This window comes from Aquimarina sp. RZ0 (genome assembly GCF_008370685.1).
In the GTDB taxonomy this organism is placed as follows: Bacteria; Bacteroidota; Bacteroidia; order Flavobacteriales; family Flavobacteriaceae; genus Aquimarina.
In genome coordinates, this window is sequence record NZ_VTZU01000007.1 from 103,674 (window position 1) to 121,100 (window position 17,427).

Consider the following 17,427-nt stretch of genomic DNA (forward strand, 5'->3'; position numbering starts at 1 on the left):
ATATATGTCTAGATATATTAAGAAATTAATTCTGCTTACCTGTATTTTTATGGGTTGTTGCACAGTACTTTTTGCACAAGAAAAAGAAGAGGAAGAAACGATTGAAACAGAACGTGTGGTGATTGTTAAGGCATATACGCCCACCATTAGTGATGCTTTCAAAGTGAAATCTACACCAATACTAAATGATTCTGTAACTCAGAAGAAAAGAGAAATACGATATAGCATTTTTTCTGTTCCTGTGGCCTCTACATTTACCCCGGCAAAAGGTAAAGCAGCAAGTGTCGATAAACCAAAAAAAATACCATTATACGATAACTACGCCACCTTAGGATTTGGTAATTTTACTTCTGTATTAGCCGAGTTTTATAGTAACTTTCAGATTGATCGTACAGATAATATAGGATTGTATTTACATCATAATTCATCACAAGGAGGTATTGAAGATATACCTTTGGATGATAAGTTTTATAATACCTTTCTTGATCTTAATTATACATCAAGAACCAGGGATTTTGTTTATGGGATGGAGATCGGCGCAGAACATCAACTATATAATTGGTATGGTCTCCCGGAAATACCCGTACTGACTAATGAACAAATTGATTTGATCGATCCGACTCAAAATTATGTTGGAGCAAAAATAGGAGGGAAGTTTGAGTTTAAAGATCTGTATTTTAAAAAAGTAGCAGCAAGCTATCGTTTTTTTGGAGATGCGCTGAAATCAAAAGAGAATCATTTTAAAGTAACTCCCACCCTGGAATTCGAAATAGGAGATGAATTGATTACCACTAATTTTAATGTAGATTTCCTAAAAGGAAATTTTGATAAGCAATTGCAGTTAGGCGTAGGGAATGATTATCAAATTCTAAACTTAGGCATACATCCTAGTCTCTTGGTATTAAGAGATAATCTTACCGTCAACTTAGGAGCAGAAGTGGTTTATAGCGTAGATAGTATAGGAGAGGATAACGATTTTTTTATCTACCCAAAGGTTACCGCATCGTATAGGTTGTTGGATGAAGCCGTTATTGCCTATGGAGGATTAGAAGGAGGGTTACGCCAAAACACGTACAGAGATGCAGTACAAGTTAATCCATATGTATCGCCAACGCTCCGATTGACTCCTACGCACAATCAATTTGATGGATATATAGGGATAAAAGGAAAATTGTCTGATGTGGTGAGTTATAATTTTAGAGCAAACTATATATCTGAAAATGATAAACCATTATTTGTAAATAACAGACCAGAGATAATACCCATAGAAGGATATGATTTTGGTAATTCATTTTCGTATCGATATGATGATATAACCACATTGGCAGGATATATTGAGTTGAATTTTAATATTAATAAAAAATTTAAGCTAGGAGGCTCTGCAGAATATTTTAGCTATAGTACCGACAATGAATCAGAAGCCTGGAATTTACCAGATTTAAAAGTATCAGTCTTGTTTGATTATCAGATTACAGAACAATGGTTTGCTGGCGCTCAATTGTTTCATGTAGGCGAACGTAAAGATATAAATAATGAAGTATTACTGACACCGGCAACGCCGGAGGCAACCATTACTTTGGACACTTATTTTGATGCTAATATTAATCTGGGATATCGATTTAATGAAAAATTATCTGTCTTTATTAAAGGAAATAACCTCGTAGGAGAAAATTATGAGCGATGGGCTCACTTTCCCGTTCAGGGAATTCAAGTACTGGGAGGAGTTACATATAAGTTTAATTATTGATAGAGAGCTAAAATTTATATTGTAGAGAATTATCTACTCCAGTTCAGATTTTAGAAAAATATATATCACTATTTTTAAAAACGTTTTCCTGACCAGTTTTAGAAAAATAAGTATACAGTTGATTCACGACAGGTGAAATAATAGATTTCTGTATACTTTTTTTAATTAATTTTCGTTTACAACTGGGATAAGTATGATTTATGTTTTCATTTTACAATGAAGCGGTTTACACTTTTTTGATCAATTAAAGTGTTTTTATGTACTTTATAACAACCTTGTTATGTAAGAAAAATACGAAAATTGATTACTAAAGAACATCTTAATGACAAATTGAGAAAAATGTATACGACTTCAATAAAAGGAAATTGAGTTTTTTATTTATGTGAAAAAACTGTACAGTTGTAGTTGTTTTTTCTGAAACATAGAAAAAAAAGAGTGTCTTATTTCAGGAAATTATATGAATCTTTAATTCAGGGTTTCATATAGCGCAAAAGTCTTGTAGAAAATTCACATAATTTTTTCTTTATGGTAAGTTCGTTTCCAGATAAAAAGTTAGAATGACTTCAAGGTAAATTTGAATATAAAACATGCTTGTTAAAAATTTAATTTAAAAAATGCTGTAAAACTACACAAACCTTCAAAGAACTAATTTTTTAGTATAGATTATTGTTTCGTTATTACTCAATATTTTGACTCTTTGTTGCAATTTAAGTTGAAGCATTACAATTGTCAGCTATGAAAACAAACAAACACTCAAAAACTATTTTTTTTATTCTATTCTGCTCACTCGTTAGTGTAAATCTTATAGCAAATACTATAAATGTTACCAAAAGAGGTGTTATACCAAATGATAATATTGATGATGTAGATGCTTTGAATATCATTTTCAGAGGACTCAATGATGGAGACGAAGTATACTTTCCGCAAGGAGTATATGATTTTAGATTACCTACATTTGTTAACCTTGCAAATAAAAAAAATATTCGAATTTATGGAGATACCAGCGGAAGCGGAGTAACACTTCGAAAAATTGGGATTGATCCTACAATAATTTCGAATCAATACAGTCAATCCATATTTCGTTTTGTTAATTGTGAGAATATTCGGCTAGAAGGAGTAATGATAGATTTGGACAAACCTTACGGGATTAATGGAGAAGTTATTAGAAAAGGGAGTGATGAGATGGGGGCTTTTTATGAATTACTACTCCCAGATGAATTTGATATTTATGATACTGTTATTGAAAAGATAAAAATAAAAAATGAGTTGAGTTATGATAAAGATGGTACACCTAACTATCATTTAGGAACTTCATACAATACACAGGGCGATCTTAGTAAACTGCCTAAGGTTGTAAAAGTCAATAATGAACGTATAAAAATTTATAATAGTGACGGCTATTTAGGTAGACTTGTCGTGGGTGATTTAATGAACTTAAGGCTTGGTCGGGATGGAGCTCCCGTAGTACAAGTTTTAAATTCAGATGATACCTTAATCAAAGATGTTACAGTCTGGGAATGGTATGGTTTTAATTTCTTTTTTGGAGATAATTCAGTTAGAAATTCACATTCAAAAAATGCAACTTTTGATAATTTTAATATTAAAAGAAAACCTGGTTCAACAAGGCTGTTGATAAGTGGTGCTGATGGGATACATGTCAAATCACTTACAGGTAAGTTGATTGTAAAAAACTCAACCTTTGAACGATTAGGGGATGATGCTATAAATGTTCATAACAGAGTTGGTCTGATAAGTAGTTTTGGTCAGAATCAAGCAAAACTCATCAATCTTTTTGATGACAAGGGTGTTGGGAATAAATGGGCAAGGATTGGTTCAAAAGTTAATTTTGTTAATAAAGAAAGTGGCTTGATCATTGGATCATCTGTAATTGTTGCCAACAAAGGAGGAGATACCTATGCTTTTGATAATATTCCTACAGGTATAAAAGTAGGTGATTTTGTAACGAATGTTAGCAAGACACCCGAAGTAGATTTTATGAATTCAACAGTTAGATATTCCAGAGCTCGAGGCTTAGTTTTACAAGTGCCAAAATTAAGAGTAATTAATTCTGTATTCGAAAATATATCAGGCCCAGGAATATTGATTACTACAGGTTTTGACAGATGGGCAGAAGGCCCAGGAGTTACTTCGGCAGTCATTAGAAATAATAAGATAAGAAAATGCGCTAATTACCTAAATTCTTTAGGAGCAATATTGATTTCATCCAATCACGACAATGCTAGAGGTACAGAACGATCTCCAGGAGTACATAGAAACATAAGAATCGTCAGAAATGATATTAGAAATACCAATTCCTCAGCAGTTTTTGCATCTGTTACCGATAAAATTAATGTAGTCAAAAATACTTTTGTAAATGTAAATCAGCGCCCAAATTCACTTTTTGCTGGGGCTGTTTTTATGAAGAATTGTAAGAATGGAGTGATTAAAGATAATTCGATTTCATCAAGCGGTAAAAAAATTAGTTTTGAACATTCCTATAATATTCGGTTAGATAATACAATACATAATCCAATAAAATATAAAGATACAGATGTAATTGCTGTATATAATTTTGAAGATCCTATTCTACGAGAAAATCACGTTTTTGAATCAGACAACAGCAATAATAACATAAATTTATCGCGAATGATTGCTAACAGTACTTCAAATGAAGTTTTTTCGGTAAATGGTCCCACTAATTTTGGGAGTGCCATAAGCTTGTATAAAACAAACAATTCTTCTTTAGAATCAGACAAAATTAAGACATCAAACATTAGTCTTACAAATAAAGTTTCAATGGCGACGTGGTTTAAAGTTTCTAATGATTTGGAGAACGGACAATTAATTAAATTGGTAAACTTAACGAATGCCAATCAAGATGAATTATTGTATGTAGGATTAAGACGAAAAAATGATGGAGTTTATACCATTGCAGTACCAGGAAAAATTGCAAATAGCAATTTTAATACCTATACTACTTCTTTGAAAATTAATACCTGGAATCATCTGGCAGTGAACGTTCAGGATGGTAAAGCAGCACTTTATATTAACGGTCAGTTTAAAACCAGCTTCAATGCTCAGAATGAATTTACAGATGATATCAATATGATTAGAATAGGAGATAACACTGCTGCTACTTCTGTAAAACTTTCAATAGATGAAGTACACGTTTTAAAACGAACACTATCCGAAAATGAAATAAAGGATTTGATCACAGCCTCAAATTCACCAACAGTAACAACCGAAATTGTTGAAGGCATTTTTAAAATTCAAAATGATGCGAATCGTCAAAATGTAATTGCTCCTGATTGGAACAATTTCAATTCCCGGATGTTTAGAGATTTAAATGCGAATGACCAAAAATGGGAATTCAAACATTTGGGCGAAGGAACCCATACGATCAAAAATATAGGAACAGGAAGGTATCTCCAAGTTGATTCTCCTATATGTATCAGGAATAATAATGTAAGTACTCAAATCTCTGCAACCGCTGATCATCATAAATGGATTATTAAAAAAATAAAATCTAATTATTTCTTGCGTCCTGTAAATTGTGATAATTTTGCTCTGGATAAAAGTAGTAATAATAACGGGAATGTTAAACTTTGGAGTTTTAATGAAGATAATAACAACCAAAAGTTTAATCTTATTCCCACAAGTGTCCAAAGAGAATTAGATGACGTATCAGCGGTAGAAAAAATTGATGTGTACCCAAACCCTACTCGAGAAACGGTAAATTTTAATCTTGAAAACCATATGGGGGAGAGTATCTCTTATTCAATTATTTCTTTGACGGGGCAACAGTTAATTAATGATGTTTTTCAGAAATCTCATAAATCTGAGGAAACTATTGATTTAAGAAACCTAAGGGATGGCGTTTATTTTATAAATTTCAGAACACCTGATGGTATACATATATCAAAAAAAATAGTTTTAGCTAAGGGAGGTGATTAATCATTCATCTTATGTATTCATAGATTTTTTTTTATCGTTTTAACAAAAAATCTAAATGGATTCAATCAGATTTTTTTAAAATAATATCTAAAAACTAGAAAAGAAATTGATAAAAGTATTTAACTTTTATCCCGAATATTAGATATAGGTTTCATTAAATGATTTCCTAATATTATTCAAAGTTATTATGAGAGTAGTCAGATTACAAAACGAGTAAACATAAACTCAAAATATGATTAATAATTTAAGAAGGTCTCTCTTATAAAAATACTATAAATGCACTTTTTGCGTTACAGAACAAAACGCATACATTATAAACTCAAACTAATGACAATCTTAACCAAAACTTCTATTGTTTTTTTAATACTTTTTTCTTTTTTTAATGAGCATATTCAGGCTCAAATTACGTATGAATCAGCATTTCCCAATGTTGGTTTTGAATTTCCTGTAGAAATACAATCTCCACTTGATGGTACAGACAGAATGTTTGTGGTAGAACAAAGAGGTCGGATTAAGGTATTTCCCAGAAAAACAGATGTCACACCAGCCGAGGTAGATACCTTTCTTGATATTACAAATCGAGTGCGTTTTTTTACAGGACAGGAATTAGGCTTGTTGGGACTGGCTTTTCATCCGGATTTTGATACCAATGGATACTTTTATGTCTATTATACAGCTAATAGCCCTGTACAAGGTGTATCGGTTAGAATGGTCTTATCAAGATTTCAGGTAGGTAGCAATAATCAAGTCGATCCAGATAGTGAATTGGTAATTTTCAGATTTGATAAAAATCAAAGAAATGGAAATCACAATGGAGGTAAAATTGCTTTTGGACCCGATGATTACCTATATATATCCTTTGGAGATGGAGGAGGAGGAAACGATCCTAGGAGAAATGCTCAGAATATAAATAATGTATTTGGTAGTATTTGTCGTATCGATGTAGATCTGGATGGGAGTAATCCTGTAGAGACAAATCCTATTTTACCTAATGGCAATTATGAGATACCTAGTGATAATCCTTTTGTAGGCGTAGATGGATTAGATGAAATTTTTGTGTATGGTATCAGGAATACCTGGAAATTTTCTTTTGATAATACTACAGGTAGAATGTGGGGAGCAGATGTAGGGCAAAATGCTTTTGAAGAAATAAACCTTATCGAAAATGGCAAAAACTATGGATGGAATCGTTTTGAAGCTACTTCTGTAGCGAATAGTAATATTGTGATCAATGAACCTACTACCTTCCCTGTGTTTTCTTATAATCGCTTAGCCGGAGATGTTTCCATAACAGGAGGATATGTGTATAGAGGTTCAAAAATAACAAGCCTAAGTCCAGATATTAATTCCAAATATATTTTTGGGGATTATGTGAGTGGTAGAGTATGGGTGCTGGATTATAATCCTTCTACAGGAGATGCCAGTAGGACATTACTCTTTAAAACTTCTGGAGAATTTATTTCTTCTTTTGGATTAGATAAAGATGGCGAGTTATACTTTAGTGATTATGGAAGTGATTCAAGACTCTTTAAACTGGTAGACGGTACTTCTTCTCCTTCGGCAACAGCCGTGGATGGTATTGGAGAGTGGAGCTCTTTAAACCAGGGAGTCACAATGGGAACAGTACAAGCAGTTGCTACAGATGCAGATGGAAATGTGTATCACGGAGGTACTTTTGATCAGGCTGGTACAATAGCAACAAATAATATTGCTGTGTGGAATGAGACTTCAGGATGGGCAGCATTAGGAACCGGAGCTAATGGCAGTATAAATACATTAAAAATAGCTCCGAATGGAAATCTGTATGCAGGAGGTTCTTTTACAGAGATTGACGGAGTAAGAGCTAATAACATAGCCGTATGGGATGGAAATTCCTGGCAAGCTGTAGGTTCTGGAATCGAGGGAAGTATATTAGCGATGGAAATAGATACAGATGGAAATGTGTATGTGGGAGGTGTTTTTGAAACAATTAATAATGGAGTGACTGCCAGAAATATTGCTTTTTGGAATGGAAATCAATGGTCTGAGTTAAGTGATGCCACAACATCAGATGCAGGAACCAATAATGAAATTAGATCGCTGGCAATCGACGGAGATGGAATCCTGTATGTAGGAGGAAACTTTGATGAAGCCGGAGGGAATACAGCGAATAGAATTGCAACCTGGAACGGTACAAATTGGGGAACACTCGGTGATGGAACCAGTGGATTTGTAGAAGCTATTGCGACAACACCACTTGATGTTTATATAGGAGGAAATTTTGCACTTGCAGGAAATACTACAGTAAATCGCATTGCCCGATGGAATAAATCATCTTCCTCCTGGTCAACCTTAGGAAATGGAGTAAATAATAATGTAACAGCTTTAATTCACGACGGAACCTATTTATACGCAGGAGGAGCTTTTAGTACAGCAGGGATTAGTAGTGGTAATGATATTATAGTTAATAATGTTGCACGCTGGAGCGAGTCAGATAATTGGGAAGCAATGGGTACTGATACTAATGTAGGTGTAGATATTAAGATAAATGCAATGAGCTTTGCTGCAGATAGTAATGCTACAACAACCAAGATATTTGCTGGAGGTAATTTTTCTGAAGCAGGAGCGGGTAATGCTAATAATACAGCGCAATGGATATCTGAGAATACACTCAGTGTAACTGATACCATAAATTCTGATAATACAGGTGCAGTTTTTTATCCTAATCCAACTAGTGGAATTATAAACCTTTCTAAAGAATATGAATGGGTGCTAATAAATGATCTGGGACAGGTTGTTAATACAGGAAATAGTTCTTCAATTGACTTATCCAAATATGCAAAAGGGCTGTATTTCTTAAAAGCAGAAAAGGAAGGGACTACTGTCAAGATTATCAAAGAGTAAATAAAAGAGCATTATAACTATATTTATAGTAACAATTATTCATAGTAAGATTTTATTTCAGGCTGTAAAAAAAGATTTTTGCAGCCTGTTTTGTTTTTTAGAGAACCAACTCATACCATTTTCGATTTTAATATACCCATTATAAAGTTTTCTCTTTTTTCTGTATATTTTAAAATAAAAACAAGTCGTAGCTATGGATTATACCTTGATTTTCTTTTTTTCTAAACAAGAAATTGTTGTTTTTTATTTGAGTGTTTTAAAACCAAAAAAGGAATGACACGATTTGTGATTAAAAAATTCGTATAAATTCATTGAATTATTTTTTCTTTATGCAAGGCAAAAAAATCAAGCATAGCTATAGCTACGGTTTATTTTTTAAACGAAGTAGAAAGGGAAAAGAAACGATGAATATGCGAAATTTTTAGTTATAAATCGTATGACAGGAGCAAATCTTATCGAATAGTTTTAAGATGGAGGGTGGTATCTTAGCAATTATAAAATAAAAACCTTATTTTTTATATGGTAATTGGAAAAAAAATAAGGGATGAAAAGATTTATAGTATTCTTGATAAGTATCTTGACAATATCCTCTTCTGCCCAGAAAAATTTTAAGGTATATTATGAAGAAGGAGAAAAAGGATATACAGTTTTTGCAGATAATGGAGAATATAGCCCTGTTTCTGTAGAGATAAATTTTAAGATAGATAACCTCACATCAAGTATTGGTACTAGTAAAATTATCGTGGTTCCAGCGCAAACAACCAAGTACTATATTGCAGATCTGACAGTGATCGAAATTCGAAAAGCGATTAAATTAGGGTTTGGTGTGAGATATAATCATGGGAATCATTTACAAAAAATATATGATGCAGATTATGAATATCAGTTACCTTTTCAGAAAGGTACGAGTCACGTAGTAACTCAGGGGTATAATGGTGCGATCTCACATAAAGATGAATATGCGTTGGATTTTAGAATGCCAATAGGTACCAAAATTTATGCGGCGAGAGAGGGAGTAGTTGTGTTGGTAGAACAGGGTTTTAATAAAACATGTACCGATGCCAATTGTGCAAAGTTTAATAATTATATATTGGTCTATCATTCTGATGGAACCTTTGCAGAGTATACCCATATCAAAAAAAATGGAGCTGTGGTCAAAGCTGGAGATGCCATAAAAACAGGTCAATTCATTGGGTATAGCGGTAATATTGGATGGTCTACGGGACCTCATCTTCATTTCATAGTTTTTTTACAGCGATTTACGAAACGAGAAACACTACCAACAAAATTTTTAATAGACGCTGGAAAACAAGCGCTGCTATTAGAAGAAAGGAAGGAGTATTCTAGAAAGTACTGATAACAACTGATCCTATTACAATGTCTATATTAAGAAAACGATGTTTGAGTTTAAAAATACTATTGTTTCATTAAGAAAACCTTAACTTAAGTGATGACATTATATGTTTACTTTTAGCTTTAAATTAACTTTTATAGAAATGAGTTTTATTTTTTTTATGCAAAATTGTAATGAGATGATCAAGAGAATATTATTGATAATTTGTCTATCCGCTTTTTTTATTTCCTGTAAAAATGATACTTCAAAAACTGAAAAAACAGTTGTAGTATCACCAAAAGATACCAGTGCAGATTTTAATAAGATGCTGGATGAATATTATGAAGAAGGGTTGAAACTTGATCCTGTACAAGCTACTTTTGCAGGAGATAATCGTTACAATGATCAGTTTCCTAATCCATTAGCAGATGAAACAGTAAGCAAATTAAAAACATATTATCACGCTTATAAAACTAAATTAACAGAATTTGCAGATGTAGATTTATCTGACAGTCAAAAAATGACAAAGAAGATATTACAATGGGAATGTGATATGAACTTGGCTGGGTTTAATTTTCGTAAGGATTATTTTCCTATTGATCAGATGTGGTCTATTAATTTGGTCGTAGGGCAATTGGCTAGTGGAGCAAGTGCGCAACCATTTAAAACTGTAGAAGATTATAATAATTGGTTAAAGCGTCTGGATGGATATTTAGCGTGGATGACATCTGCAGAAACAAAAATGCGAGAAGGAATGAAAAAGGGATTTGTGCTTCCTAAGTCATTGATTAAAAAAGTAGTACCTCAATTAGAAGCACTGACTATTGAAGAGCTGGATAAGCACCTTTTCTATACTCCTGTAAAGAATTTCCCGAAAGAGTTTACTGATGAAGAAAAGAAAATACTCGTTGAATCCTACAATAAAACAATTTTAGAGAAAATTATTCCTGCATATAAAAGCGTATATCAGTTTATGAGTGCGGAGTATATGGATGCCGGAAGGACAAGTTCAGGGATTTCTGAAATTCCTGAAGGAGCCTCTTTTTATCAACATCAAATACGGTTGTATACCACTACAAATATGACTGCAGACGAGATTCATAGTTTAGGACTTTCTGAAGTAGCACGCATTTCTGAAGAAATGAAAAAAATAAAAAAGGAAGTTGGGTTTGAAGGGGATTTAAAATCTTTCTTCGATCATGTTCGTAATAAAAAAGAATTAATGCCATTTACAGAACCTCAGCAGATACTTGATAATTTCAATGCGATTCATGATCGTATGAAACCACAAATCGAAAAACTATTTGATGTGAAGCCCAAAACAGCTTTTGAAGTTCGTCGTACCGAAGCATTTAGAGAAAAATCAGCTAGTGCAGAATATAACCCTGGATCATTAGATGGTACAAGACCTGGTATTTTTTATACGCCAATACCCGATGCTACAAAATATAATGTCTATAGCGATGAATCTTTATTCCTTCATGAAGCAATTCCTGGTCATCATTACCAAATATCGCTAACTCAGGAAAGCAAAGAATTGCCGAAATTTAGAAAAACCTTATGGTATAGCGGTTATGGAGAAGGGTGGGCGTTGTATTCAGAATCTTTAGGCAAAGAATTAGGATTGTATACAGATCCGTACCAATATTTTGGAATGCTTGGAGCAGAAATGCACAGAGCAATTCGTTTAGTGGTAGATACTGGATTGCACGCAAAAGGATGGACACGAGAACAAGCTATTCAATATTCTTTGGATAATGAAGCGGAGTCAGAAGCAGGTATTATTTCTGAAATTGAGCGATATATGGCGAATCCCGGACAAGCTTTATCATATAAAATCGGACAGTTGAAGATTAGGGAATTACGTGCAAAGGCAGAAACTGCTTTGGGGGATAAATTTGATATCCGTAATTTCCATAATCAAGTTTTAGAAACAGGTTGTGTTCCGCTAGCTTTGTTAGAAGATAAAATCAATAATTGGATTAATTCCAGTAAATAATCTTTTTGGATAGGGGATCATCCTTAGATATATTATAATTTCTCTTTGCCTGTTTTTTATACCATTTTTGCTTTAAAATTACCCAAATAAAATACAGTTGTTTTTTCTTTTAGCAAAAAAGAAAAGTTCAGCATAACCCAAGCGGTTAATTTTTATTTTGAAGCATAAGGGGAAAAGAACAAATTTTAATGGGTAATTTTAAGGTAGAAATGGTATTATGTCGATTCTTATCCTAGTACCCTTTTTCATTTTTATAAAACGTGAAAATAATACTTGTTTTGTGTGTCGAATCTAGTGTTATGAAATACATATTATTTTCTTTTTTTCAAGTAATACGATTTACGGATGAGAATTTCGTAAAAATAATGGCAAGGATTTTTCGCTAGATTGATGAATCAAATTAAAGAATAGCCATGGCTATTGTTTCATTTTATGAAGAAAATATAGTAGAAAAAGAATGTCATACGATTTGTGATTAAAAAATTCGTATAAATTCATTGAATTATTTTTTCTTTATGCAAGGCAAAAAAATCAAGCATAGCTATAGCTACGGTTTATTTTTTAAACGAAGTAGAAAGGAAAAAGAAACGATGAATATGCGAAATTTTTAGTTATAAATCGTATCATTAGATGCGAAATTTTTATTCGTAAATCGTATAAAGTTAGAATTGAAGATTTATTTTTTGTAATGAATTCTGGTAATAAAGTAGATTTAGCGGCAGTAGTGTTTTTAGAAATCAAGTAAAATAGTAACGAAGTATAATAGAATAAAACCAGAATTATAGCTATTCTATCTTACCATGTAATCAAGACTCTAAGTTGAAAATATTGATCAAATATATAGCTCCATTTTTAATATTTAGCTTCGGTATAAATATGTTTTGCCAGGAAACTAACTATAGATATGAGGAATTAGAAAAAAGACTAAAAAACATCAATGAACTTAATTATGATGATTTCTATCCGTTAGTCAAATCAATTCTTGCTAATAAAAAAGAGCATGTGAAGGCTTTAAATTATTTAGGAAGATATTTTATGGAGAAAGAAATTCCGGATTCTACAATTTGTTATGGGAATAAGATTTATGAAATGTCAATAAATAAGAAAGATTCATCTTCTTATGCTATGCTGAGTAAAGCCTATAATATGCTGGCTGTGGGCTATGGACATAAAGGTCTTACTGATATAAGAGGGAAATACCACTTAAAAGGACTTGAGCTTCACGAAAAAGGATATGTAGGTAAAGAAGTTTCAGTTCACCATATAAGAGGATTGGCAGATTATTATACAGATAAAAAGGAATATGATAAAGCGATTCCACTCTATGAAAAAAGTATTGCGATAGATAAGAACAACCATACGGTATATTTTGCGTATAATAATTTGGGATATATCTACTCAAAAACGAAACAATATGATAAGGCTCTTATGTATTTACAAAAAGCCTGTAGTGCGCCTATTGAGCATAAGGCAAGAGGATACTGTTATGAAAGTATTAGCGCCTGTTATCTTGATATGGGAGAGTTAGATAAAGCGATAGAATATGGATTATTAGCAAAAACAAATTTTGGTAATAGTAATAGTAATTCAAAGTTTATACTTCTTTCAGAAATTACTATTGGTAAATCATATCACCAAAAAAAAATGTATACAAAGGCTATTTCTATCTATAAGAATACATTAAAAAAGGTTAGAAGTAAAGGATTTATTGATATTGAAATCGAGGTTTTAGAAAATTTAAATACCTCATTTATTGCTCAGCGTAACTATCAGGAAGCACATGCGACTATTATTCAAGTCGTTAGACTTAAAGATTCATTAGTAAAAACTCAAAGAGATAAAGAAAGCAGAGAATTAGAAGTAAAATTTCAAATATTACAAAAAGAGAAAGAGATTGAATTGCTAAAAAAAGATCAACAATTAAAAGAAAATCAGCTTGTGTCAGAAAAGGAGAATAAGCAAATGATGAGTATTGCTTTTTTAATTGTTTTGATACCGAGCATTTTTCTTTTGATTGTATATTACCAAAAACTTACTGCAAAAAACAAACTCAGTAAAAAGCAAGAAGAAATTAGTATAGAAAAAATAAATTCTCTAATACGTGAGCAAGAACTAAAATTAATAAGAGCTTCCCTAAAAATTCAGAACAAAGAAAGAAAACGTATTGCGCAAGAATTACATGATAGTATTGGAGGAAATCTTGCCGCTATAAAATTACAATTTGATGGAGCTAAGGTACAGGATGATGAATTTAATGTCATTAAAAACCAAATCAATGAAACCTATCAGTTAATAAGGGAAATATCACATGATCTAATGCCCGAAAAGTTTTATCATAATAAATTTACAAATGTTATAAGTGAATATTTGAATAATGTTGGAAAAGCCCATAATCTAGCAATTGTTTTTAACGCATTTCCTCCAGACGATGTAAATAGTATTAAAGGTAAAATTCAAGTCGAAATTTTCAGAATTATTCAAGAATTGCTGACTAATACATTAAAACATGCCAAAGCAACAAAAATAGATGTTCAAATAAATTTGTTGAATAAAACGATTCATATTATGTTTGAAGATAATGGTAACGGTTTCAATATCAATAGTAGTACCGGAGGCATTGGATTGCAAAACATTGAAGATAGACTGGAAAAATTTGACGGAAAACTTCAGATTGATTCAGTTGTATCGAGAGGCACCATATTAACTATAGAAATTAAAAATGTACAGGTAAAACCTAGTTTTGTTTAAATCCGTGATCCTATAAAGAAAATAGGGATCAAAAAGGTCTTCTGATATTTATATGGTGAAGTGATATTCGTTTACTGAAGTGATTTAGGCTTTTTTGCTTAATTGAAATGTTTTTTGCATCTCATATAAGTGTTACGAAGTAAGAAAAAGCCAAAAATTGAGTAAACTATTTCGGGGCAAACCCACGAAGCACTTATTGAAAAAATATTTCGATTTCGGGCAAGCATTTAAATCTCGATTATCGAGTCAAAAAAAGCATTTTTTATAGTGAATTTATAAAATGCTATTTGTCAGTATTTTGTGTTTAATCAGAATTAAAGATTTCTGATATAGACTAGATCCCATTGGCTTTGTAATAATTCAAAAATAGTGTGCAATGCAATTGTCAAATAAAATTACCTACTATCATCATTTCTTTTTGTTTCACACTTCCCAATAAAAAGCATCAACAGTACTACTATGTATGAATTTTCTTTCTGGTCTGAATTAAAAAATAATTAGATTCAGTTTATGATAATTTCATCTAAGAATGGCGTAATACGATTTGTGATTAAAAAATTCGTATAAATTCATTGAATTATTTTTTCTTTATGCAAGGCAAAAAAATCAAGCATAGCTATAGCTACGGTTTATTTTTTAAACGAAGTAGAAAGGAAAAAGAAACGATGAATATGCGAAATTTTTAGTTATAAATCGTATAAAAAGCTTAAAAGGAGATTTTTGAGAGTGGTTTCTGTATACATTATTTTGTTAGATAGTATATTTGGAGGGGGGATACCCCTTTTTTAGTTATTTTTACTGGTTAAATAAATGTTAAATTTGTAATTAATCTATTGATTGAAGTATTCTGTCGGTTAACTGGTTAAAAAGCTGTATATGAGAGTATTTATATTAAATTGCTAAGTGATTTTTATTTTTAAAACAAAAGAATATGGCACTTCAATCTCAGTTAAAGATCTTTATAGGCGGTACCGCTATTACGGCTTTTAAAACATTCAGATTACATCAAGAAATTGATAGCCATCATGATTTCCGATTAGTATGCAGAGCAGATGTGTTGGAAAACCTATCGGGAGAGATGGCTTCAGAAACCAAAAATTTTCTGGGAGAGTCTTTTATACTTCAAGTTGGAGCCTTAGGGTTTACAAGCGGATATAAGGAATTAGAATTTAAGGGTGTTGTTACTTCAGTGGATGTAACAAAAGGTTTTCTGCATTCTGGAGGCGATACAATTGCAATCTCAGGAAAGAGTAGTTGCATTATTTCTGATGATGGTCCTCATTATGCTTCTCATAATGATGTAAGTATGTTAGACATATTACAAAAAACATATCAGGGATATGATATCTCTAAGCTAGAGACAGTCTTTAATCCTGTAAAAACCGAAACCATACATTATAGTGTACAGCAAAATGAAAGTTCGTATCAATATCTAAGTAGACTGGCAGCACAGTATAGCGAATGGTTTTATTATGATGGAAAGAAATTAGTATTTGGTAGCGCAGCATATGATGCAGTACCTCTTCAGTATGGAATGGATTTGCAGGAATTCTCTTTAAAATTAGCTCCCAAACCAAATAAGTATCGATATTGTACTAATGATTATATTACAGATCAGCAGCACGAAAAATCAACAAATGAAGTGAATACAGGGGTGAATGGTTTTAATCAATTTACCAGTGAAAAAAGCAATACTCTGTATGCCAAAGAAACCAGCGTATATATCAATTCTTATGATGATGCTCAATTAAAAAACCGACTGGATACCCAGGTAGAACAGCAGACCAAAGCCATAGAAGCAAAACAAGTTATTGTGAAAGGATCTAGCGATAACCCAGGCGTTAGCCTGGGAGATGTAGTGACCATACAAGATGGTCTGACGGGTTATGGTTCTTTTAGAATTATCAAAGTAACCCATACAGTTTCTGAAAACGGAAAATACAACAACGAGTTCGAAGGGATTACGGCAGAACTGGATGTGTATCCTAAAACGGATATGATGTCATTCCCCAAGAGCGACACTCAGGTAGCTACCGTAATAGAAAATGTAGATCCAGATGGAATTAGCAGAATACGCGTGCAATTTCCCTGGCAAAAACCGTATGGAGAACTAACACCTTGGTTGCGTGTAGTTTCTCCACATGCAGGAGGTGAAAAAGGCTTTCATTTTATCCCGGAAAAAGGAGAAGAAGTATTAGTAGGATTTGAAGTAGGGAATGCAGAACGACCCTATGTTATGGGCAGTATGTATACAGGAGGCGCACAGCCGGGAGCGTTCCAGAGTGATAATAATGATATCAAAGCTATCCAATCTCGTAGTGGAAATAGAGTGATTATGAATGATAAAGATGGGAGTATTACTATGGCGGACCCCAGTGGTAATGTAGTCGTCATGCAAGGTAATGGAGAAATTGTCATAAAAGCTCCTAAGAAATTGACGTTAATGTCCACAGATATTAATATCCTAGCTGGGAATAGTATTAATATAGAAGCGAAACCTAATGAAGATGGAGGAGAAGGAACGATTGGTATGAAGGCACAAAAGTCTTTTGGATTAAAGGTCGTGGATGAAACAATTGGAGTTAGTGCTAAGAAGGATATTACGCTTACTAGTGAAACCGCAAGCACTAACCTTAATGGGAAAACAGATACCAATATAAAAGGAGAGACTTCTATCAACCTTGATGGTGATAAAATTAATGTTAAAGGAGGTAGCAAAATCAAAGTAGAATCTTCTGATACGGATATTTTCTAAACGAACAG

The 17,427-nt window shown here is 32.5% G+C and carries 7 protein-coding genes; all 7 read left to right on the forward strand.

Features of this window, described 5'->3' with window-relative positions; genetic code table 11:
• Positions 1-4: 4 nt before the first annotated feature.
• The 7 genes from F0000_RS04705 (at position 5) to F0000_RS04735 (ending at position 17,419) form a co-directional block, all read left to right on the forward strand.
• The gene (locus F0000_RS04705; RefSeq protein ID WP_149623549.1) at positions 5-1,747 is read left to right on the forward strand and encodes a TonB-dependent receptor; all 1,743 of its coding nucleotides are present in this window, start codon (positions 5-7) and stop codon (positions 1,745-1,747) included.
• 735 nt (positions 1,748-2,482) lie between these two features.
• Positions 2,483-5,701, forward strand: a complete 3,219-nt coding sequence (locus F0000_RS04710; protein WP_149623550.1) for a LamG-like jellyroll fold domain-containing protein — start codon at positions 2,483-2,485, stop codon at positions 5,699-5,701.
• Between the two features lie 327 nt (positions 5,702-6,028).
• The gene (locus tag F0000_RS04715) at positions 6,029-8,584 is read left to right on the forward strand and encodes a PQQ-dependent sugar dehydrogenase (RefSeq protein WP_149623551.1); all 2,556 of its coding nucleotides are present in this window, start codon (positions 6,029-6,031) and stop codon (positions 8,582-8,584) included.
• Positions 8,585-9,128: 544 nt separating this feature from the next.
• Positions 9,129-9,941, forward strand: a complete 813-nt coding sequence (locus tag F0000_RS04720) for a M23 family metallopeptidase (protein ID WP_149623552.1) — start codon at positions 9,129-9,131, stop codon at positions 9,939-9,941.
• A gap of 175 nt (positions 9,942-10,116) precedes the next feature.
• The gene (locus tag F0000_RS04725) at positions 10,117-11,916 is read left to right on the forward strand and encodes a DUF885 family protein (protein ID WP_149623553.1); all 1,800 of its coding nucleotides are present in this window, start codon (positions 10,117-10,119) and stop codon (positions 11,914-11,916) included.
• A gap of 876 nt (positions 11,917-12,792) precedes the next feature.
• Positions 12,793-14,664 carry a tetratricopeptide repeat protein gene (locus F0000_RS04730; RefSeq protein ID WP_149623554.1) on the forward strand — a complete coding sequence of 624 codons (1,872 nt, stop codon included), beginning with the start codon at positions 12,793-12,795 and terminating at the stop codon, positions 14,662-14,664.
• Positions 14,665-15,595: 931 nt separating this feature from the next.
• Positions 15,596-17,419 (forward strand): type VI secretion system Vgr family protein, encoded by a 1,824-nt coding sequence (locus tag F0000_RS04735; protein WP_149623555.1) that lies wholly within the window; start codon positions 15,596-15,598, stop codon positions 17,417-17,419.
• Positions 17,420-17,427: the final 8 nt, after the last annotated feature.